The sequence below is a fragment of the Streptomyces sp. CB02923 genome (assembly GCF_001905005.1).
Taxonomy (GTDB): Bacteria; Actinomycetota; Actinomycetes; order Streptomycetales; family Streptomycetaceae; genus Streptomyces.
In genome coordinates, this window is record NZ_LWKZ01000001.1 from 76,673 (window position 1) to 97,073 (window position 20,401).

At 71.7% G+C, this 20,401-nt stretch carries 17 protein-coding genes and 2 riboswitches; of the genes, 3 read left to right on the forward strand and 14 right to left on the reverse strand.

Annotated elements, in window-relative coordinates; translation table 11 throughout:
- Nucleotides 1-5 precede the first annotated feature (5 nt).
- The 3 genes from A6A06_RS00285 to A6A06_RS00295 form a co-directional block, all read right to left on the reverse strand.
- Nucleotides 6-2,267, reverse strand: a complete 2,262-nt coding sequence (locus A6A06_RS00285; RefSeq protein ID WP_242440504.1) for a VMAP-C domain-containing protein — start codon at nt 2,265-2,267, stop codon at nt 6-8.
- A 22-nt stretch (nt 2,268-2,289) separates the two neighbouring features.
- On the reverse strand, nt 2,290-2,727 hold the full coding sequence (locus A6A06_RS00290; RefSeq protein ID WP_242440505.1) for a CU044_2847 family protein: 438 nt from the start codon (nt 2,725-2,727) through the stop codon (nt 2,290-2,292).
- Between the two features lie 62 nt (nt 2,728-2,789).
- Nucleotides 2,790-3,650 carry a thioesterase family protein gene (locus A6A06_RS00295; protein ID WP_073757579.1) on the reverse strand — a complete coding sequence of 287 codons (861 nt, stop codon included), beginning with the start codon at nt 3,648-3,650 and terminating at the stop codon, nt 2,790-2,792.
- 140 nt (nt 3,651-3,790) lie between these two features.
- Here A6A06_RS00295 and A6A06_RS00300 point away from each other — a divergent pair, with 140 nt between their 5' ends.
- Nucleotides 3,791-4,405, forward strand: coding sequence for a trimeric intracellular cation channel family protein (locus A6A06_RS00300; protein WP_073757581.1), 615 nt, complete (start codon nt 3,791-3,793; stop codon nt 4,403-4,405).
- Between the two features lie 19 nt (nt 4,406-4,424).
- On the opposite strand, the gene A6A06_RS00305 is transcribed toward A6A06_RS00300, so the two are convergent.
- The 10 genes from A6A06_RS00305 to A6A06_RS00350 all read right to left on the reverse strand — a co-directional run bounded on the left by A6A06_RS00305 (nt 4,425) and on the right by A6A06_RS00350 (nt 16,685).
- Nucleotides 4,425-5,486, reverse strand: a complete 1,062-nt coding sequence (locus A6A06_RS00305; protein WP_073757583.1) for an alpha/beta hydrolase — start codon at nt 5,484-5,486, stop codon at nt 4,425-4,427.
- A gap of 132 nt (nt 5,487-5,618) precedes the next feature.
- Nucleotides 5,619-7,022, reverse strand: a complete 1,404-nt coding sequence (locus A6A06_RS00310; protein WP_073757585.1) for a M1 family metallopeptidase — start codon at nt 7,020-7,022, stop codon at nt 5,619-5,621.
- Nucleotides 7,023-7,143: 121 nt separating this feature from the next.
- The gene (locus A6A06_RS00315; RefSeq protein ID WP_073757587.1) at nt 7,144-7,953 is read right to left on the reverse strand and encodes a class I SAM-dependent methyltransferase; all 810 of its coding nucleotides are present in this window, start codon (nt 7,951-7,953) and stop codon (nt 7,144-7,146) included.
- Nucleotides 7,954-8,154: 201 nt separating this feature from the next.
- Nucleotides 8,155-9,222 carry an ABC transporter ATP-binding protein gene (locus tag A6A06_RS00320; RefSeq protein ID WP_073759563.1) on the reverse strand — a complete coding sequence of 356 codons (1,068 nt, stop codon included), beginning with the start codon at nt 9,220-9,222 and terminating at the stop codon, nt 8,155-8,157.
- A gap of 20 nt (nt 9,223-9,242) precedes the next feature.
- Complete coding sequence (locus A6A06_RS00325; protein WP_073759565.1) at nt 9,243-10,337, reverse strand: ABC transporter ATP-binding protein; 1,095 nt, start codon at nt 10,335-10,337, stop codon at nt 9,243-9,245.
- Between the two features lie 89 nt (nt 10,338-10,426).
- On the reverse strand, nt 10,427-11,437 hold the full coding sequence (locus tag A6A06_RS00330; RefSeq protein WP_073757589.1) for an ABC transporter permease: 1,011 nt from the start codon (nt 11,435-11,437) through the stop codon (nt 10,427-10,429).
- Between the two features lie 77 nt (nt 11,438-11,514).
- Nucleotides 11,515-13,263 carry an ABC transporter substrate-binding protein gene (locus tag A6A06_RS00335; protein WP_073757591.1) on the reverse strand — a complete coding sequence of 583 codons (1,749 nt, stop codon included), beginning with the start codon at nt 13,261-13,263 and terminating at the stop codon, nt 11,515-11,517.
- A gap of 71 nt (nt 13,264-13,334) precedes the next feature.
- Nucleotides 13,335-14,333 carry an ABC transporter permease gene (locus tag A6A06_RS00340; RefSeq protein ID WP_073757593.1) on the reverse strand — a complete coding sequence of 333 codons (999 nt, stop codon included), beginning with the start codon at nt 14,331-14,333 and terminating at the stop codon, nt 13,335-13,337.
- A 588-nt stretch (nt 14,334-14,921) separates the two neighbouring features.
- On the reverse strand, nt 14,922-15,728 hold the full coding sequence (locus A6A06_RS00345) for an enhanced serine sensitivity protein SseB C-terminal domain-containing protein (protein ID WP_030018267.1): 807 nt from the start codon (nt 15,726-15,728) through the stop codon (nt 14,922-14,924).
- A gap of 159 nt (nt 15,729-15,887) precedes the next feature.
- Nucleotides 15,888-16,685: an enhanced serine sensitivity protein SseB gene (locus tag A6A06_RS00350; protein ID WP_073759567.1), complete on the reverse strand. Its 798-nt coding sequence runs from the start codon at nt 16,683-16,685 to the stop codon at nt 15,888-15,890.
- A 201-nt stretch (nt 16,686-16,886) separates the two neighbouring features.
- Here A6A06_RS00350 and A6A06_RS00355 point away from each other — a divergent pair, with 201 nt between their 5' ends.
- On the forward strand, nt 16,887-17,711 hold the full coding sequence (locus A6A06_RS00355; RefSeq protein WP_073757595.1) for a hypothetical protein: 825 nt from the start codon (nt 16,887-16,889) through the stop codon (nt 17,709-17,711).
- Between the two features lie 235 nt (nt 17,712-17,946).
- Here A6A06_RS00355 and A6A06_RS00360 read toward each other — a convergent pair whose 3' ends face one another.
- Nucleotides 17,947-18,663, reverse strand: coding sequence for an AAA family ATPase (locus tag A6A06_RS00360; RefSeq protein WP_073757597.1), 717 nt, complete (start codon nt 18,661-18,663; stop codon nt 17,947-17,949).
- A gap of 296 nt (nt 18,664-18,959) precedes the next feature.
- Nucleotides 18,960-19,055: riboswitch (glycine riboswitch) on the forward strand.
- Nucleotides 19,056-19,162: riboswitch (glycine riboswitch) on the forward strand.
- Between the two features lie 32 nt (nt 19,163-19,194).
- Here A6A06_RS00360 and gcvT point away from each other — a divergent pair.
- Nucleotides 19,195-20,322, forward strand: coding sequence for a glycine cleavage system aminomethyltransferase GcvT (gcvT, locus tag A6A06_RS00365; protein WP_073757599.1), 1,128 nt, complete (start codon nt 19,195-19,197; stop codon nt 20,320-20,322).
- Nucleotides 20,323-20,401: the final 79 nt, after the last annotated feature.

A 20,401-nucleotide genomic window follows, 5' to 3' on the forward strand; every position in this document is an offset into this window, starting at 1 on the left:
CTGCGTCACGGCTGGGTCAGTACCCAGGCGTCCGGGGCCAGTTGCGGTGGCCGGTGGTCGGGCGCGTCGTACATCAGGGAGAGTTCGCGTCCCCGGTGGTTCGTGGACGCGACCTCGGCGACCGCCTTGGCCCGCTCCAGCCGTACCGTCTCGGGGAGCTGGGTGTGGTGCCCGCCCTCGACCAGTTCGAGCAGGTCCGCGGCGATGTTCTCGCCGTGCTCCGCGCGGTGCCACAGGATGGTGTGCACGCCCGCCTGGACGCACTGGCGCAGCAGCGCCCCGTGGTGGCGGGGTTCGCAGCACACGATCACCGTGCCCACCTCGGGCTGCATCTCCAGCCGGGCGCGGGCGACCTTGCGGTCGGTGCAGTCGTGGTCCAGTACGAGGCTGCGGGCGGTGTCCAGCGCGGCGGTGCGGCGCTTCCACCCGGCGTAGCTCTCACGGGAGCGCCGGGCGGTGCGGATCACCACCCGGCGGGTGAAGCCCAGCCCGAAGGGGCCGTCCTCGTCGCTGTCGAAGGACTCCCAGCGGTCCACCGGCAGGCCGAGCCAGGCGGCGGGCAGGAAGAACTCGACGAGCGCGGGCTCGGGGTCCTCCCGGATCTCGTCGACCAGCACCCGGTGGATGTCGTCCACGACCTGTTCGCTGGTCACCTCGGCGTCCCTGGCGAGGACGAGGTGGTGCGGTGCGTCGCCGCCGCTCCACGCCCAGACCTGGTACGTGTAGTGCCGCCCGGTGGCGGTGGGCAGCAGCTCCACCTGGACGCGCGGCACCTTCGACAGCCGTGCGCCGCCCGGGTGGCCGTGCCCGTGCCGGTGCGGGCGGGCACCGTTCGGCGAGGGGGCCGTCCCGGCCTGGGCCATTCCCACCCCGGCGCTTCCGGTCCCCGCCCAGCCGGCGGGTGGCCGGGCTCCGTGGGGGGCGGGGTGGTGTTCCGCCGCCGCGTACCGTGCGCGTTCCGCGCGGTAGCCGCGCATGTCGGCCGCGTACTGGCGTAAGGCGGCCACGTCCACGCCCAGCCGTGCGGCGGCGCGCTCCGCCCAGGCCGCGAGGTCCTCGGCCGGGTAGGGGCCCGCCTCGTCCTCGTCGACGCCGATGCGCACCACGCCTTGCAGCAGCGGCGGCATGGGCTGGGCACCCTGGGCCTCGAAGCCCTCCAGGACGTCGAGGGCGTCCGCCAGGCCGGTCACCGCGGGAAGTTCGATGGCGTGCGGCAGTACGGCGTTGAGCAGCTCCCGCGGGTCCGTGCGGCCGCAGTGCGCCAGCAGGCCGGTCAGGCCGCGCCGCTGGCCGTGGGTCAGGGCTTCGCCGGGGCTGACGGCGCGGGCCACCCTGCGCAGCCGCTCCCACTGCGGCCCGCTGCCGGGGGGCATCAGCTCCCGTACGGCCTGGAGCAGTTCGGGGACGCCGCGCCGGACGCCCACGGCCAGGCCGACCAGCCGGTCGAGGTCGGCGCCGGGGCCCAGGGACGGCCGCCGCAGCCGGGAGGCGAGCAGTTCCTCGCAGCCGCGGACCGCGTCGGGGGTGGTCAGGATCGTCTCCAGGACGGCCAGGAGCTGCTGGACGCCGCGCCGGGCGGTGGGCACCACGGGCGGCGGCAGGTCGGGCAGTTCGGCCTCGATCGCCGGGACGCTGATCGCGTAGAGGGTGGCCGCGGCCGGGGGTGCCCCGTGTGTGCGGGCGCCGGGCGGGGCCTGGAGGTCGGCCACCACGAGCCCGACGACGGCCTGCCGTTCGCGGTCCCACAGCGGCCCGCCGCTGAACCCTTCTTTGACCTCCGTGCCGCCGGCCACGTCCAGGGCGACCCAGGGCGGCGCGGAGACCCGGGGCACCGCGCGCACGGTGGGCAGCGGGTGGCCGCTGGCCCACAGGGCGATGACCTCGTTGCCGTAGGCGTGCGGGAGGAAGGGGGCCGGTTCGGCGCCGGCGGGCGCGGCGCCCGGCAGGCGGAGTACGGCCAGGTCACCGTGGTAGAGCAGCGCGCCGGGCGGTACGGGGGCCCGGCCGCCCGCCGTCGCACGCGGCGGGCTCCACAGGGCGGGTTCGACCTCGGCGGTCAGGTCGCGGTCGGGCGCGACGTGCGGCAGCCGGACGCGGACCGTGTGGCCCGGTCCGGGCGCGGTCTGGTCGTAACGGTCCCGTCCGAGGGCGCTGTTGACCACGTGCGCGCAGGTGAGCACGAGGTCGTCGGCGAGCAGGACGCCGGCGCCCACGGCTCTTCCGGCGTCGCGTACCGAGACGAAGGAGCGGAACAGCGGCTGATCCACGCCGGACACCACCATGCCGTCCTCAGGTCGTGCTGCCGCTGCCGAGGTTCCAGGTGGCGGAGACCTTGAAGCTGGCCTCGCCGTTGCCGGAGAAGACCCCGAGGCTCAGGTCCGAGCCGAGGGTGACTCCGAACTCCACCGTGACCTCGTCCGGACGGTGGTCGCCCGCGGCGAGCGAGCGGTGGATGCTGCCCAGTACGGCGCCCAGCGGCCGCAGTGCGCCCTCCAGCGTCTCGCCGCCCCGGGTCAGCGCGCGTGCGACCCGCCCGTCCACGCTGACCGGGCGGGAGTGGCCGAAGCCGTCGGGCAGCTCCAGTCCGGCGTCGTCCGGCTTCCTCGGCTCTTCGGGCGACGCCCCCGCGGGCCGCGCCGGGCCGTCCGGGCCGGGTGCGCCGGCCGGGGCCAAGTGCAGCCAGACGACCGCGTCTTCGCCGGTGCCTTCGTCGATACTCAGTGCCATGTCCCCCATGTGATCAGTCTGGCACGTCACCGGGGCCGCCGCGCCCCCTTTGGGGCAGCGATTCACGCCACGGAAGCGGTCGCCCGGGGCGCGCGGGCCAGTTGGCGGGACTGGGCGACCAGCTGGTCGGCACTGTCCCAGATCTCCGCGTCCTCCTCCAGGAAGCCGCCCGCCAGGTTGCGGGTGGTGATGGCGACGCGCAGCGGGCCGGGGGCCGGGCGGCGGCGGATGTGGGTGGTCAGCTCGACGGTGGGCACCCAGCCGGTCAGGCCGAGTTCGAAGGCGGTGGGCGGCATCGCGTCGACCGTGAGCAGGAGCGACAGCGGGTCGGGGTCGCGGCCGTCGGCGAGGCCGAACCAGCCGCGCATCTCGCCCTTGCCGGAGGGCGCGCCGACGGCCCAGCCGCAGGTGGCCGGGTCCAGCCGGATGGTGAGGCGGTCGGCGATGGCGGTGCTGCCGGGGATGGTGGGCTGTCCTTCGGGCGCGCTGTCCGTGCCCAGGCAGTGCTCGTACGGGGGGATGGCGGGCGGCTTGGCGGTGGTCCGTACGTCGTCGGTGAGGGTGTCGAGGTCGCCGTACGCGGCGAGCACCCGCAGCCGCTCGACCTCGCTGCCGTCCTCCTCGAACTGGACGAGGGTGGCGGTGCCGGTGGACATGGTGCGGCCGGTGCGGACGACCTCGGTGCGGATGACGGCGGGGCCGGGGACCGAGGCGGTCAGGTAGTGGGCGGTGACCGAGAAGGGGTGCGGGTGCGGCAGGGCGTCGCCCAGGGCCCGGCCCGTCAGGGCGAGCAGGTAGCCGCCGTTGACCGCGTGAATGATCGTCCAGCCTGCGGAGAGGTCCGCGCCGTACGTGCCGGGGGCGCGGCGGACGACCGCCGTGTCGCGGTCGAATTCACTGTTACCTATGGTCACCTGTGCCATGCGCGGCACGCTACACGGATTTGTTACTGACCGGTAGACCCTTTTTCCTTCAACCGCCGCGCACGGCGGCGCGGCAGGTCGCAGCCGGTGTCGGTCCGCGGGCCGCGCGACGCGCCCCGGCGGCCTGAGATCATGGGTCCATGCTTCATGTGCTCTACCTGGTCGGCGTCTCCGCCTTCGCCGCGAGCGGGGTGCTGGCCGCGTACCGCGCCAACATGGACCCGTTCGGCGGCCTGGTGCTCGCGTTCGCCGCGGCCACCTCCGGCGGCACCCTGCGCAGCCTGATCCTCGACGACCACCCCCTGTACTGGACGCACGACTGGGTCCTGCTCACACTGATCATCTGCGTCAGCGTGGGCACCATCGTCTACCTGCGGTACTGGCAGCTGCCCCGCAAGTCGCTGCTGGTCGTCGACGCCGTCGGGCTCTCCGTCGTCACCGTCATCGCCGCCCGCGCCGCCATCTCCGCGGGGGCCACCCCGCTGGCCGTGATCATCCTCGCGGTGATGAGCGGGGTGGCGGGCGAGGTGATCCGCGACGTGCTGTGCGGCGAGTTCCCGCCGCTGCTGCTGCGCGAGGACGTGTACGCCATCGCGGCGCTCGCCGGCGCCGCCTCCTACCTGGGCCTGCACCACCTCCACGTGCGCGCCGACATCGCCGCCGTGGTCTGCGCCGGGCTGGTCTTCGCACTCCGGATGGCGGCCGTCTACTTCGGCTTCCACCTGCCGCGCCCGCAGCAGCTCAAGCCGCGCTGAGCCCCGCTCCCTCCCCCGGCTACGCCGACGGCTTCGGCTCCGCCAGCTCCTCGCTCAGCCACCCGAAGGCCGCCGGGTACATCCGCGTCCACGTGCCGTAGTTGTGGCCGCCGGTCGGCAGCACCATCGTCCGGACCCGGGTCCTGGTGCCTTCGGCGGCCTTCTTGAAGCGCTCGATGTTGGCGGGCGGACTGATCGGGTCCTGCGCCGAGGTCGCCAGGAACAGGCCCACCCCGGCCCCGGCGTGCCGGACCAGCCACTGCGGGCTGTTGCGCTGCCGCAGCACCGGGTCGGTGAGCACGTCCGGGTCGCCGGTCAGCGGGTCGGGGTCGAAGGCCACGCCCGCGCCGAACGTCTTCGGGTACTGGAGCGGCAGCTTGGCCGCGCAGAACCCCCCGGTGGAGAAGCCCAGCAGCCCCCAGTTCTTCGGCCCCGGCGCGGTACGGAAGTGGTGGCTGATCAGCTCCGGGACGTCGGCCGCCAGCCAGGTCGCGGTCTTGCGGTGCGGGGTGTCGGAGCAGTCGGTGTCCACGCTGCCCGGGTTGACGACGGGCATGGCGAGGATGAAGGGGTGCGCCGCGTTCCCCTCGACGAGCTGCTGGAGGTCGCCGGGCATCCCGCCCTGCTCCAGCCAGGACTGCGGCGAGCCGGGCACGCCGTGCAGCAGCATCACGACCGGGAACCTGGTCTTCCGGTACGCCGGGTCGTCGTACTGCGGCGGCGTCCAGACCATCACCTGCCCGGACAGGTGGGACTTCATCCCGCGGAAGTACGTGTCCTTGATGCCGTCCGGCCCGTCGTTGAACTTCGCGCGCCCGGCCGGCGGCCCCGGCATCGCGACCGCGTCCTGTTCGGTGCCCAGCAGGTCGTCCCAGGAGGCGTAGAGGCCGTAGCTGTTGTTGATGGCGACCGCGACGACGCAGATGGCGGTGAGCTGGCACAGGCCGATCAGCAGGACCCGCACCAGCCAGCGCAGGGGCCGCGGCCCCCGGGCTCTCCCCCACAGCAGCAGTGTGGCGAGGACGGCGAGCACCGTCGCAATCACCAGCACCACGAAGAACGGGGTTCCGGTCAGGCTCATCCGTGTCCCCTTTCACCACGCGTACCACCCCCGACGGTACGTGACGCGCCCTGCCGCACCCCGGGGCCGGGTCCGCGCGCCGGAGGATTTCCGCCGCGCGGACCCGCCGGTACCAGGTCCTGACGACCGGACCTAGGGGAGCGCGGGCTTGCCGGTGGTGTACAGCCAGGTGTGGAAGAGGTCGCCGAGCCGCTGTCCGGAGATCTTCTCCGCCAGTGCGACGAACTGCCGAGTGTCGGCGTTGCCGTAGCGGTGCTGCTTCGTCCACGCGGGCAGCAGCGCGAAGAACGCCCGGTCGCCGATCCGCTCGCGCAGCACCTGGAGCGTCATCGCGCCGCGCGTGTAGACCGCCTGCGCGAACATGGTGTCCCGCTGCGGGTCGCCGACCTTCACCTTCCAGAAGTCGGATTCGGCGGGCCGGGCCGCGTACGCCGCACGGAAGGCGTCGTGGGCGGTGCGGGTGCCCTTGTGCTCGTCCCACAGCCACTGCGCGTACGAGGCGAAACCTTCGTTCAGCCAGATGTGCTGCCAGTTGCGGGGCGTGACGGAATCGCCGAACCACTGGTGGGACACCTCGTGGGCGATGACCGACTCGCTGCGGACGGCCGAGTAGACCGGCTTGGTCTGGGTCTCCAGGGAGAAGCCCGCCTGCGGCATGTCGTCGACGATCGCGCCGGTCTCCTCGAACGGGTACGGGCCGAAGACGCTCGCGAAGTAGTCGGTGGCGGCGGCGGTGATGCCGTAGACGTCGACGGTCCCGGTGGGCAGCTTCGGGTCGGTGGCGACGTAGATCGGGACGCCGCCGGGGGTGGCGCCCGTACGGACGTCGAACTTCCCGATGGTGGCGGTGGCCAGGTACGTCGCCATCGGCCTGCGCTCCCGCCAGTGGAAGTACGAGCGCCCGTCCTCGTCGTAGCGGTCGACCAGCCGCCCGTTGGAGACGCCGGTCAGGCCCTCGGGCGCGTCGATGCGGATGTCGTAGGTGGCCTTGTCGCCCGGGTGGTCGCTGGAGGGGAACCAGGTGGACGCGGCATTGGGCTCGCAGGCCACGAAGACCCCGTCGTCGGTCTTCATCCAGCCGTAGTCCGAGCCGAAGACGATGGGGCCGCTGAGCGGCAGCGGCACGCCGCCGTAGACCACCTCGACGGTGAACCGTTCGTCCTCTTCCAGGCGCTGCTTCGGCGTGACGGTGATCTCGTCGCCGGAGCGGGTGAAGGCCGCGCGTCTGCCGTCCACCTCGATCGAGGTGACCTCCAGCTTCTGGAGGTCGAGGTGGAAGGAGCTGAGGTCCTGGGTGGCGCGCGCGGTCAGTTCCGTACGGCCGTCGAGGCGGCTGGTGCCGGGGTCGTAGCTGACGCCGAGGTCGTAGTGCAGGGCGTCGAAGCCGCCGTTGCCGAGGTTCGGGAAGTACGGGTCGCCGACGCCCGGGGCGCCGGGTGAGGCGGCGGGGGCCGCGGCGAGGGTGAAGGCGGCGGCCGCCGCCGTGGCGAGGGGGAGCAGACGAGCGGAGCGACGTGCTGAACGGGAGAGTGCCATGAGCCGTCCCTTCGAACACACGGATGTCGTCTGGTGTACAACCGCGCCGACTCTGCACTCTTCTGTCGCTGTTCACTCCGGACTTTGCCAACTCGTCATGCCCTACTGACAAGTTGACGCTTCACTCAGACCGTTTTCCGGCCACGTAGAGAATCTTGCGGCAGGCGTCCTCGTCCGGGGTGTCGGTCAGCTTGCGGCCCTCGACGCCGTGCGCCGCGATCAGCCGCAGGCCCCCGGCGGCCAGCTGCCGGCGCACCGTGGCATCGGAATGATGGTGATACAGGTGCCGGGAGGACACCCGCCGCCAGGTGTCGTCGCCGGTGCGCGCGAAGTAGTCGTGGGTGACGTCCACGACCGCGTCCGGCCCGGCCGGTACCGGACCGCCCCGCCACACGTCGAACCGGCCGTCCCGGTCCGTCACCTTGGTCACGGCGTAGTCGCGCCGGAAACTGCCCAGCGTGGTCATGTCGAAGACGACGACGCCCCCGTCCGCGAGCTGCCGTCCCAGGCCCGCGAACGCGGTCGCCAGCTCCCCGCCGGACAGATAGCTCAGCGGCTCGCCCATGCACGTGACGACGTCGAAGGCGCCGAGAGCGGGCATGTCCCGCAGGTCGGCGACGACGAACGGGGTGCCCGCCGCCTCCGGCTTGGCGCGGGCGGCCTCGATCATCCGCGGCGAGAGGTCGCAGCCGGTCACCGTGAATCCGAGGCGGTCGCGCAGGGCGAGGGTGCCGCGTCCCGTGCCGCACCCCGCGTCCAGCAGCCGCTTGCCGTCCGTCCCGTACCGCTCGATGAGCTTGCGGTAGAAGGTGACCCAGCGCAGCAGGTACGGGTCCTCGACGATGGTGTCGTACTCCGCCGCGACCGCCTCGTACGCGGTCAGCGCGGGGTCGGGGGCCGTGGGGTCGTGGTCTTCGTGCTGCGCGGACAAGGCACTACCTCTCCAAGGGACCGGCCGGCGGGCACCGGTGCGGCTGCCGCCCGGTTGCTGCGGCGGGCGCCGCCGGGGCGCGCTTGAATCTATGGTCGGCAAAACCGGCCGGTCAAGGGCGGCAGCGGACGCCGGAGGGCCGGTGCACGGGCGCGTCACCGCGCGCCCCGCACCGGCCCCGCGCCCCGCGCGTCCTCCGGTTCAGCCGCCGCTCCCGGCGGCGCCCGGAGTCCCGGCCGCGGCGCTCTCCGGCACGTTCTCCGGGTGGTGGCAGGCGACCTTGTGGCCGCCGCGCAGCGCCACCAGCGGCGGCTCGGTGGTCTCGCACACCCCGGTCGCCTTCCAGCAGCGGGTACGGAACCGGCAGCCGGAGGGCGGGTTGATCGGCGAGGGCACGTCGCCCGTGAGCAGGATCCGGTCGCGCTGGGTGCGCCGCCTGGGGTCGGGCACCGGCACGGCGGACAGCAGTGCCTTGGTGTACGGGTGCATCGGCACCTCGTACAGCGACTTCCGGTCGGCCAGCTCCACGATCTTGCCGAGGTACATCACCGCGATCCGGTCCGAGACGTGCCGGATGACGGACAGGTCGTGGGCGATGATGACGTAGGTCAGGCCCAGTTCGTCCTGGAGGTCGTCCATGAGGTTGACGACCTGCGCCTGGATGGAGACGTCCAGCGCCGAGACCGGCTCGTCGGCCACGACCAGCTTGGGCTTGAGGGCCAGCGCCCGCGCGATGCCGATGCGCTGCCGCTGGCCGCCGGAGAACTCGTGCGGATAGCGGTTGTAGTGCTCCGGGCTCAGGCCCACCAGCTCCAGCAGCCGCTGCACCTCCTTCTTCACGCCGCCCTCGGGCTCGACGCCCTGGAGGCGGAAGGGGGTGCCGACGATGCCGCCGATGGTGTGCCGCGGGTTCAGCGAGCCGTACGGGTCCTGGAAGATCATCTGTACGTCGCGGCGCATCGGGCGCAGCCGGCCCGTCGAGAGGTGGGTGATGTCCCGGCCCTCGAACTCGATGGTGCCGCCGGTGGGCTCGTCCAGCCGGGTGATCAGCCGGCCCATCGTCGACTTGCCGCAGCCGGACTCGCCGACCACGCCCAGGGTCTCCCCCGGCCGTACGTCGAAGTCGATGCCGTCGACCGCCTGCACCGCACCGACCTGCCGCTTGAGCACGCCCTTGGTGATCGGGAAGTGCCGTACCAGGCCGCGCACCTTCAGCAGCGGCGCGGCGTCGGCGCCTTCGTCGGTCCCGCCCGTCGTACCGGCGGCCACGCCGGTCTCCTCAGTCTCGGTCACAGCTTCGGCGCAATCTCTTCGGTCCAGATACGCTCCCGCTCCTCCTGCGCCAGGTGGCACGCGGCGAAGTGGCCGCCGCCCGCGTCGCGCAGTTCGGGGCGGACGGTACGGGTGACGTCGTCCCCGGGGATGTCCGCGTACGGGCAGCGGGGGTTGAAGGCACAGCCGGAGGGGATGTTGATCAGGCTGGGCGGCGACCCCTTGACCGGGATCAGGCGTTCGGTCTGCTCCCGGTCGATGCGCGGCATCGACCCCAGCAGACCCCAGGTGTAGGGGTGCTGCGGCTCGTAGAACACCTTCTCCGCCGGGCCGCGTTCCACGCAGCGGCCGCCGTACATCACCAGCAGCTGGTCCGCGAGTTCGGCGACCACCCCCAGGTCGTGGGTGATGATGATGACCGCCGAGCCGAACTCCTTCTGGAGGTCGCGGATCAGGTCGAGGATCTGCGCCTGGACCGTCACGTCCAGGGCGGTGGTCGGCTCGTCGGCGATCAGCAGCTCGGGGTTGTTGACCAGCGCCATGGCGATCATCGCGCGCTGGCGCATGCCGCCGGAGAACTGGTGCGGGTGATCGTCCACCCGCTTGTCGGGCTGCGGGATGCCCACCCGGTCCAGCATCTCGACCGCCCGCTTGCGCGCGGTCTTCTTGTCGACGTCGTGGTGGACCCGGTACGCCTCCACGATCTGGGCGCCGACCGTGTAGTAGGGGTGCAGCGCGGACAGCGGGTCCTGGAAGATCATCGCCATTTCGCGGCCGCGCAGCCGGCGCACCTCGTCCGGGTCGGCGCCGACGAGTTCCTTGCCGTCCAGCCAGATCTCCCCCGACATGTTCACCTTGGCGCGCTGCTGCCGGGAGGCCCGGTGCAGGCCCATCACGGCGAGCGAGGTGACGGACTTGCCGGAGCCGGACTCGCCGACGATACCGAGGGTGCGGCCCTTCTCCAGGGTGAAGGACAGGCCGTCCACGGACTTCACGACACCGTCGTCGGTGGGGAAGTGCACCTTCAGGTCGCGCACTTCGAGGAACGCCGTGGGCGGCGCCCCCTCGCCGGCCGGGGCCGGCTCGCCGACCGCGGCGCCGGTCTCGATCAGGTCCGGCGCGGCGGGGGTCGGACCGGCCTTGGCGGTGTCCGGGGTGGTGGGTCCGGCGCCGGGGCCGGCGGTGGAGTCTGGGGAGTCGGTCACGAGAGCCTCACCCGCGGGTCGACGGCGGCGTACAGAACGTCCACCACCAGGTTGCATATGACGATGAAGAACGCGGCGAGCAAGGTGACGCCGAGGATGTTCGGCAGGTCGTTGGCGTTGATCGCCTCGACGGCGAACGCGCCGACCCCCTTGAGGGAGAAGACCTGTTCGGTGATGAGCGCACCGCCGAGCAGCAGGCCCACGTCCATGCCGAACACCGTGACGATCGGGGTGAGCGCGGCACGCAGGCCGTGGCGCACCACGACCTTGCGCTCGCCCAGCCCCTTGGCACGCGCGGTACGGATGTAGTCCTCGCTCAGCGTCTCCAACATGCTGGCTCTGGTCAGGCGTGCATAGAGGGCGGAGTAGAGGAAAGCCAGCGTGATCCAGGGCAGCACCATCGTCTGGGCCCACATGAAGGGGTCCTCGAAGAGCGGTACGTAGTCGCTGCGCTCGATGATCGGCCACTGGTAGGTGAACAGGGCCAGCGCCAGCGCGCCGGTGAAGAACATGGGCAGCGACACGCCGGCCAGCGCGACGCCCATCGCCATCCGGTCGAAGACCGAACCGGGACGCAGCGCGGAGAGCACGCCGGTGGCGACGCCGGAGACCAGCCACACCACGGCCGCGCCGGCGGCCAGCGAGAGGGTCACCGGGAGCCGGTTCTGGATCTCGGGCCAGACCTCGATGTGCGTCTTGAAGGAGTAGCCGAAGCACGGCACGTTGCATGTGGCGGCGTCGGGGCCGAACTTGTAGTCGACACCGACGAAGATGCCCTTGACGAAGTCCCAGTACTGTACGAAGACCGGCTTGTCCAAGCCGAGGTTCTTCTTCACCGCGGCGATGTCCGCGGCCGACGGGGCCTTTCCGATGTACTGCCCGGCCAACTGGTCGGTGGTCTGTCCGGCCAGTTTCGGCAGCACGAAGAAGATGCCGAAGGTGACCGCGCTGACGATCAGCAGCAGAATCACCGCGCTGATCAACCTGCGGATGATGTACGCGAACACGGGACTGCGGCGTCGGCGCCGCGAACCGGACCGGCCGGCCCGCGGACACCAATGCCTTCACCTGCCTTCCGGGGCTGCTACTTCTTGACGCCGATGTTGAGGTAGTCGTACTCACCGCTGTAGGCCGAGGTGGACACCAGGTTGGTGGCCTTCGGGGAGCGGTACATCAGGATTTTGAAGTAGGTCAGCGGGACGATGACGGACTGCTCCATCGTCAGCTTGTCGATCTGTGCGTAGTCCTTCTCGCGCTGTGCCTGGTCGCTGGTGGCGATGGCTTCGTTGAGCAGCGCGTTGATCTTCGGGTCGTCCAGCTCGGAGATGTTGGAGTTGCCGGACTTCTGGATCGCCTTGCCGTTGACGATCTGGTTCAGGTAGCCGAAGCCGCTCGGGTAGTCCGCGGCCCACTGCATCATCATCAGACCGACGTTGTTGCGCTTGGTGAACTCCGGGACGCCCGCGTAGTCGGAGAAGTACTTGCCGCTCGGGTACGTCTGGATCTTGGCGTTGATGCCGATCTTCTTCAGGGAGTTGACCACCGAGGTCGCCGCGTCCACCTCGTCCTGCCGGTCGCTGCGGGCGGTGATCGTGGTGCTCACGTTGCCGGCGCCGCACGCCTGCCAGTGCTTCTTGGCCTCGGTCAGGTCGAGGTTCTCACCGTCGTACTTCTGCGGGTAGATGTCGTACTTCTGGAATCCGGGGATGTCGCTGGGGAGCACCGTGGAGGCGAGTTCGCCGCGGACCGGCCCGCCCTGCGCGGTCTGCACGGCCTTCTTGTCGATCGCGTACTGCACGGCCTTGCGGCACTCCAGCTTGTCGAACGGCGCGACCTTGGTGTTGATCGCCGTGTAGACCAGGCGCTGGCCGAGCGCGTTGTCGGTGTTGGCCTTCTCCTTGGAGCTGGTCAGGAGCTGGGCCTGGGTCTGGGCGTCCACGCCGCGTCCGGCCATGTCGACGTGCGTGTTGCCCGCCTTCAGGTCCTTGTCGATCGTCGACTGGGCGACCTTCAGCTTCAGCACGATCTTGTCCGGCAGCTGCTTGCGCAGCGGGTCGGTCGCGGCCGACCAGTGCGGGTTGCGGACGAGGATGACCTGCTTGCCCTCCTCGTAGCTCTCGAACTTGTAGCTGCCGGAGGACAGGATGTTCTTGGTGTAGTCCGCGCCCTTGTCCTTCGCCCGCGGCACCGGCGCGGTCTGCGGGGAGCTGACCAAGTAGTCGAACTCCGCGAACGGCTGGTTGAGGTGGAAGACGATGGTCTGGTCGTCCGGTGTCTCGATGGACTTCAGGCCTTCCGGGCTCTTGTCCTTGTACGGACCCTTGTAGCCGCCCTCGTTGTCCTTGAGGTAGGTCTGGAAGTAGTTCGGGCCCAGCGAGAGGACGTCACGCGCGAAGTTGCTGCGCTCCACCGCGTACTTGACGTCCTTCGAGGTGATCACGGAGCCGTCGTCGTACTTGAGCCCCTTGCGGATCTTGTACGTCCAGGTCTTGTTGCCGTCGCTGGACTTGCCCTTCGACTCCGCCAGATCGGGCGTCAGCACGTTGCCCTTGACGCCCGGCCCCGGCTTGAAGGTGGTGAGGGCGCGGGCGTACAGGCGGCTGAAGTTCCAGACGTAGGCGTAGTACGTGTTCCCGGGGTCGAAGGACTCCGGGGCGTCGCTGTTCGCGTACGTCAGCGTGCCGCCCTTCTCGTCCGAGGCGTTGACGATGCCCTTGGTGGCGGCGTTCGCCTCCGCGGAGCCGCTGCCCGAGCTCTTGCCGCTGCAGCCGGACAGCAGCAGGCCCGCACTGGTGAGGGCCGCGAGCGCCGCGACCGGGACTGACCTTCGCATAATGGTCGGTTTCCCCTTCATGGGTCGGAAACGTGGATGGGGTGCTGCCGGGTGTACGGGTCCGGGCGGTGTCAGCGGCTGCGCGGATCCAGCGCGTCCCTGAGGCCGTCGCCGAGGAGGTTGAACGCCAGCACGGTGAGGAAGATCGCGAGGCCGGGGACGAGCATGTACTGGGGGTCGACCTCGTAGTACTTGACCGCCTGGTTGAGCATTCCGCCCCAGGACGCCTGGGGCGGCTGGATGCCGACGCCCAGGAAGCTCAGTGCCGCCTCGAAGAGGATGTTGGAGGGGATCAGCAGCGTCGAGTAGACGATGATCGGGCCCACCAGGTTGGGCAGCAGCTCCCGGAAGAGGATGAACGGGCCGCGGGCACCCATGCCGCGTGCGGCGTCCACGAACTCCCGCTCGCGCAGCGAGAGCGTCTGGGCCCGCACGATCCGGCCCATGTACGGCCAGTTGAAGAAACCGATCACGAAGATCAGGACCGAGATGTGCAGCGGCAGGCCTTCGAGGCCGAAGGCGCCGCCCTGGAGCGAGGCCGAGATGGCGATGGCGAACAGCAGCAGCGGGAACGCCAGGAAGACGTCCATCAGGCGGCTGATCAGCGAGTCCACCCGGCCCCGGTAGAAGCCGGCCACCACGCCGAGCACGGTGCCGATCGCCACCGACAGCAGCGTCGCGCCGAACGCCACGATCAGCGAGACCCAGGAGCCCTCCAGCACCCGCGCGAGCAGGTCGCGGCCGAACTTCGGGTCCACGCCGAGCGGGTGGTCCAGGCTCATGCCGCCCAGGTCGCCCTTGGGCAGCGTGGTGTTGGGGTCGATGAGGTCCTGGTGGGGGCTGTTGGGGTCCAGGCCCAGCCAGGACTGGACCGGCCGGGAGAGCGCCGCGATCACGATGAGCAGGATGACAACGATGGCACCCGCGACGGCGACCTTGTCGCGCCGGAACCGCAGCAGGGCGATCTGGCCGAGCGAACGCCCCTCGATCTTCTTGCTCTCGACGCCTTCCAGCACCGCTTCCGGCTGCGCTTCGGCAGCCGCCCCGGTGGTCTCGATCGGTGCGGTCACGGTGCCTTGACCCCTCTCGGCCGGCGTCGCCGGCCCGTGCGCGCCGCGGTGGCGGCCTGGTTCACATCACTGGTGCGAGTGGTACATCTGGTGCAACTGGGAGAACTCTGGAACAGCTGGAGCAACTGGTGCATAGAAAGCGGGCGTTGCAGAAACAGGTGTTGCAGGTGTTGCAGGCGGTACAGATGTTGCGGAACGTCACGCAAACGACGAGCGGTGAATCTCTCGTACACAGGGCCGAAACCCTCTGCTGCGGGAGTCTTCATCCGAGTCGCGATCACTCACCAGCCCTGACCGGGAAAGGATGCGCAACTGTGATGTGGCCCACGGTCTTCCGTTATGCGGACACCGGCCCCGACTGAGCGGTCCGCACCGGCACGCACAGCGAACAACTCACGCGCACGGACGGCCACTTCGGCCGAAAAGAATCGCTGGAGAGCAGGCGGAAACCGACGAGCGGCAGGGAAAACCGGCCGGACCGGGCCAGGAAGGACCGGAGCGGGCCAGGTCGGGCCGGGCCCGTGCCGGGACGGCGTACCGGCACGGCCGGACCGTGGGACCGGTACGGGCGAGGCCGGTTCCGCGGGGTCAGTACGGGCGCGGGTAGCCGTATCCGTACGACGGCGCGGGGGCAGGGGCGGGCGCGGGCACCGGACCCGCCGCGTAGGCGTCCCGGTCGAAGAACGGCCGCGCGTTGGCCCGCATCCACATACCGACCGGGTCGTACTCGTCGTTCATCGCGACCGTCGAGACGGGCAGCCCCTCCGGTACCGCGCCGATGGACTGCTGGATCATCAGCCGCACCGAGTCCACGGCCGGCTGGCCCGTGTCGTACAGGTCCAGGCCGATCGCCAGGTACGGGGCGCCGAGGGCGGGCTGCACCCAGGCCCGGCGCAGGGAGCGCACGGCGGGCGTGCGGTGCGCGTTCTGCCCCAGAAGGGCGTAGAACTGGGGGATCTCGATGGCCGGTTCGGTGATCCGCAGCGGACCGGCCGGCAGCCGGTCCAGGCCGCCCGCGATGCGCCGCAGGTCCAGCCACGGGATGCCGACGCCGCCGCCGGGGGCGTGCGGGTTCAGCCACAGGCCCCAGCGGTCGGGGAAGAGGGTAGCCGCGATGTCCCGCCCGTAGACGACCTCGTGGGCACGGTTCCAGCCGCTGGCGGCGAGCTCGGGGGCGGAGGTCACGCACGGCGCGTAGCCGAGCCCGTCGACCTCCATGTTGCCGTACTGCGCATCGGGCGAACCCGCCTGGCCATGCCAGAGCAGCATCCAGACCTGACCTGCGGCGAGCGCCTGCAGCAACGCCTCATAGGCGTCGTAGCGGCCGGGCGAGACCTGCTGCAGCATCTGCTCGACCTGCCCGGCAGCCGCTCCCTGATGCGCACCCGCGCTCACGTGGTCCGTCCCTTCGTGTCGGCAGGCACGTGGGGTACGCCTGCCGGTTGCATCAACAGCTTAGAGCCTGCGTCCGGGCCCCGGTCGGATCAGCACACGCCGCTTGCGGTCCCGGCAGGGAGCGCTCAGGGCGAGCCGGGGGCGCCGGGGCGCGGGCCCTCAGACGGCGTCGCGGGAGTAGAAGGGGCGGACCCGCTCCAGCATCCAGTCCGCGACCGGGTCGCCCTGCGCGAGGTCCAGCATGACCAGTTGGACGGGCCAGGTCAGCGGCCCCCCGCCGAGGGCCCGCCCGAGGGCCGCGGTCACCGCGTCCCGTACGGCCGGGTCGTGCGGCGCGACCGCCGCCGCGTCCACCTGGACGCCGACGAACAGCGCGGGCGCGTCCCCCTCGACGCTGGCCAGCACGCGGCGCGCGGCGACCACGAAGCCCGCCGCCGAGAACTCCAGCCCGGCCGCCGCCAGGAAGTCCACCGGCTCCTCCTGCCAGTCCGGCTCGAACAGCCGGACCCGGGCACCGCTCGGCACCCCCGGCTGGTCCGGACGGCCGGCGCGGCACAGCGCGGCCACCGCGTCCGGCGGCAGCGGCGCCCCGACCGTGCCCTCCGGGTTGACCGCGAGGCCGATCAGCGGGGGCAGGCCGCGCGCGAACTCGGCGGCCGGCGCGACGGTGAAGGACAGGTGCGGCCCGGCCACCCGGCGGAACTCCTGCTCGGAGCTGAAGACCGGCACGTACGCGGCCGAGTCGATCTCGACGGTGGGCAGGTCCAGGCCCGCCCGGCCCATTCCGGCGCTCTCCGGGCCGCCGCCCTTGGGCAGCGGCACCCATATGAGGCTGCGGCCCAGCACCTCGACGATGCGGGCGCCCGCCCCGGGGTGCCCCACCGAGGCGGCCAGCACCTCCTCCAGTTCGTTGGCGGGCCACTCCAGCTGCGGAATGCCCTGCTCCGGAAAGTCCATGTCCACCCACCCGTTCCGTACCGCTCGTACCGCGCCTTACCTGGTCGACGACCCTAACGCCAGCAGGCGGGAGGGGGGCTGGTGCGTCCGGATGACCACCGAACGCACGCGAGCGGTTGCGGACCGTGCACACCGCTCCGAAGGTGGCTCCAGGGTGATCTTGCCCTGCCGTTCCGTTCCTACAGAAAGGCACGTCTCCTGATGGCAACGCACCGGACCGCCACCGCCCTCGTCTGCGCCGCCACCGCCGGCGCCCTCGCCCTCGGCGCCGCGGGTTCCGCGACCGCGACGGAAGGTCCCAAGCCCCCGGACCGCAACCACAGCGTCACCGTCGACGACATCGGCAGGCTGGCGGACGCCTCGGCCGAGCTGGCCGAGAAGGCCGCCGACAGCCGCGGCCAGTCCGTGCAGGTCAGAGCCGCGCGCACGCACCTGGACAGCGTCCTGACGGACGCGCAGCGGCTGGCGGACATGCTCAACACGGACTCCGACCGTACGGTGTCGGCCGACGCCGTACAGCTGCGCAGGGTCTCGCAGCACCTGCGCACGCAGGTGGACGAGCTGGCCGAGCGCCGGGCCCCGGTGCCGGAAGAGGCCACCGACCAGGTGAGCGTGGTCAGCTCGGTCTCCCGGTCCGTCACGGACATCTTCAAGATCCTGGGCGTCGACAAGCTGCTCGGCGACCTGCGTCAGCAGCCCGCGGCGCAGCCCGCCGGCCAGGCGGCCAACCGGCCGGTCCAGCCCGCGGCTCAGCCCGCCGCCGAGCCTGCCGCCGAGCCCGCCGCCGGGCCCGCGGAGGAGGCGGACGGGCAGTCGACCGCCCAGCAGAAGGCGCCGACCAGCGACCCGCAGCCGGCCGACGACGCGCCGCGGCAGCAGCCCGCCGCCGAACCGCGGCCGGCCGCCGAGGGGCAGCCCGCGGCCGAGGGGCAGCCGGCCGCCGACGCGACGAAGCAGTCCGGCGACTCGCTGCTCAACTCCGTCCTGACGCTGCCGACGGTGCTGCTCAAAGCCCTGGGCCTCTAGATCGGCCCGGTACCGAGCGTCCCGAGGAGGCGCGGATGCGGGAGATACGCCAGAGCTAGGACCGGTCCGACGGGCCGTGCGGGACATCCCGTACGGCCCGTCAGGCGTACGGGAGCGGTCTCACCCCCTGAGGAAGCGGTCCCGCCCCTTACGGAAGCAGTCGCGCTCCTCACGGAAGCAGTCGCTCCCCTTACGGAAGCGACCACATTCCCTACGGAACCTCACGGAAGCGGTCTCACTCGAAGCCGAGCCGCCGCAGCGCGCCCGCCGCGGGCCGGTCCAGCAGGACGGCCGAGGTGAAGCCCGCCGGGAGCCGGGCGGCCTGTGCGCGGGCGGCCAGCCGGCGCACCGCGCGCCGGTGCCGGGCGAAGGCGTAACCGGAGACGCCGCGTCCGCGCGAACGCTGCCCGGACAGCGCGACCTCGGGCGGTACGTCGAGCAGCACCAGGTGCAGTCCGCGCCCGCCGCGCCGGGCCTCGCGCGCGAGCCAGCGGCGTACCCACGCGAGCGTGCCGCAGTCGTGCACCACCACGCTCCGCCCCGAACGCAGCGCCCGCCGCAGCCCCGAATAATGGGCCCCCCTGACCAGCGGCCGGTAGAGCGCGTACGGGAACCGGCGCAGCCTGCCGCGCTCCCAGCGCTCCCGTACGTCCTGCGAATCGATCCGGTGCACGGCGGCGCCCTGGCCGTCGAGGGCGGGCACCACCCGGAGCATGAGCGTGCTCTTGCCGCTGCCCGGCAGACCGGAGACCACCACCACATCGCCCGCCACGAAGTGCAGTTCGGCCGCCTCACGCGGGGCGCGCCGGTCCCTGAGGTCGACGACGTCCACCACCGGGGCATCCGCCGCCGCGGGCGTCCGGCCGGGGCGGACCACCCCGCGCGTCAGCCGCCGGGGTCCCGGTACGGCGGCCGGGGCCGGGGCCGGTTCCGGGACACAGCCCGGGGGCACGCCTCCTGGACTTGTCGCGAATGCGGCGTGCGTGTGCACCGTGATCGCCCCTCCCGGTCCGGTGGTTCCGTCCCCTTACCCGCAGAGTGTCAAGAAAAGGTAATGCGCTTCAAGGAAACCGCGTGATCCGTACATTCCCCGGACAGTGTCGTGACGCCACCGCGAACACCGGTACGAACAGGGCTCCTGTATCCGGCGATCCCGTGCGATGATGTGCGCGCCATGTGCGGGACCGCACCTCTTTCGTGCGCGTCTCCGTACGGGTGCCACGCTCAGCCAACTGCATACCGGCCGCTTGAATCCGCGCGGGAGAGTCCCCGGCCGTCACGGCGGGGCGCCGAAGGAGCAAGTCCTCCCTTGAATCTCTCAGGCCCCGATACCGCGCGGGCGAGGCAGATCTGAAAAGCGGGCCGCCGTGGTGTGGCTCCACCCAAGGTGCAAACCGGGGCCGGTGCGGCTTCCGGTGAACCTCTCAGGTTCCGATGACAGATGGGGAGACCGTCTTGTCACCCATGCCCGGGAGCCACCACCATGACCGATGCCCCCCGCCGGACCGCGCTGGACGCGACCCATCGCGCTCTCGGCGCGACCATGACCGACTTCGCCGGATGGGACATGCCGCTGCGCTACGGCAGCGAGCGTGACGAGCACGTCGCCGTCCGTACCCGCGCCGGCCTGTTCGACCTCTCGCACATGGGCGAGATCACCGTCACCGGACCGCGCGCCGCCGACCTGCTGGACTTCGCGCTGGTCGGCAACATCGGCGGGGTCGCCGTCGGCCGCGCCCGCTACACCATGATCTGCGACGCCGGGGGCGGCATCCTGGACGACCTGATCGTCTACCGCCTCGGCGAGACGGAGTACATGGTCGTCGCCAACGCCTCCAACGCCCAGGTCGTGCTGGACGCGCTCACCGAGCGTGCGAGCGGCTTCGACGCCGAGGTGCGCGACGACCGGGACGCGTACGCGCTGCTCGCCGTGCAGGGCCCGGAGTCCCCCGGCATCCTCAAGGGCCTGACCGACGCCGACCTGGACGGCCTGAAGTACTACGCCGGGCTGCCCGGCACCGTCGCGGGCGTACCGGCGCTGATCGCCCGTACCGGCTACACCGGCGAGGACGGCTTCGAGCTGTTCGTCCGCCCGGCGGACGCGCCCGCCCTCTGGGAGGCGCTGACCGAGGCGGGCAAGGGCGCCGGCCTGGTGCCCTGCGGCCTGTCCTGCCGGGACACGCTGCGCCTGGAGGCGGGCATGCCGCTGTACGGGCACGAGCTGACCACGGACACCACCCCGTTCGACGCGGGCCTGGGCCGGGTCGTGAAGTTCGAGAAGACGACGAACGGCGGCGACTTCGTGGGCCGCGCCGCCCTGGAGGCGGCCCGGGACCGCGCCGCCGCCCGGCCGCCCCGCAAGCTGGTCGGCCTGATCGCCGAGGGCCGCCGCGTGCCGCGCGCCGGGTACCCGGTCGTGGGCCCGGACGGCGCCGTCGTCGGCGAGGTCACCTCCGGTGCCCCGTCGCCCACCGTCGGCAAGCCCGTCGCCATGGCGTACGTGGACGCCGCGTACGCCGAGCCGGGCACCTCCGGTGTGGCGGTGGACATCCGTGGCACCCATGAGCCGTACGAGGTCGTGGCGCTGCCCTTCTACAAGCGCCAGAAGTGACGCGCGTCCCTCCGTTCCGGACGCTTGTCCGTCTCATCTGTCAAGACCCCAGCACCGAGCACGCCCTCGCATCCAGGAG

What these genes read in the sequence shown, in the direction of transcription:
- A6A06_RS00310 (WP_073757585.1), bottom strand. Translation starts at nt 7,022, where the DNA reads ATGGCACTCTCCCGTTCAGCACGTCGCTCCGCTCGTCTGCTCCCCCTC.
- A6A06_RS00295 (WP_073757579.1), bottom strand. Translation starts at nt 3,650, where the DNA reads ATGGCACAGGTGACCATAGGTAACAGTGAATTCGACCGCGACACGGCG.
- gcvT (WP_073757599.1), top strand. Translation starts at nt 19,195, where the DNA reads ATGACCGATGCCCCCCGCCGGACCGCGCTGGACGCGACCCATCGCGCT.
- A6A06_RS00305 (WP_073757583.1), bottom strand. Translation starts at nt 5,486, where the DNA reads ATGAGCCTGACCGGAACCCCGTTCTTCGTGGTGCTGGTGATTGCGACG.
- A6A06_RS00355 (WP_073757595.1), top strand. Translation starts at nt 16,887, where the DNA reads ATGGCAACGCACCGGACCGCCACCGCCCTCGTCTGCGCCGCCACCGCC.
- A6A06_RS00290 (WP_242440505.1), bottom strand. Translation starts at nt 2,727, where the DNA reads ATGGCACTGAGTATCGACGAAGGCACCGGCGAAGACGCGGTCGTCTGG.
- A6A06_RS00350 (WP_073759567.1), bottom strand. Translation starts at nt 16,685, where the DNA reads ATGGACTTTCCGGAGCAGGGCATTCCGCAGCTGGAGTGGCCCGCCAAC.
- A6A06_RS00300 (WP_073757581.1), top strand. Translation starts at nt 3,791, where the DNA reads ATGCTTCATGTGCTCTACCTGGTCGGCGTCTCCGCCTTCGCCGCGAGC.
- A6A06_RS00335 (WP_073757591.1), bottom strand. Translation starts at nt 13,263, where the DNA reads ATGCGAAGGTCAGTCCCGGTCGCGGCGCTCGCGGCCCTCACCAGTGCG.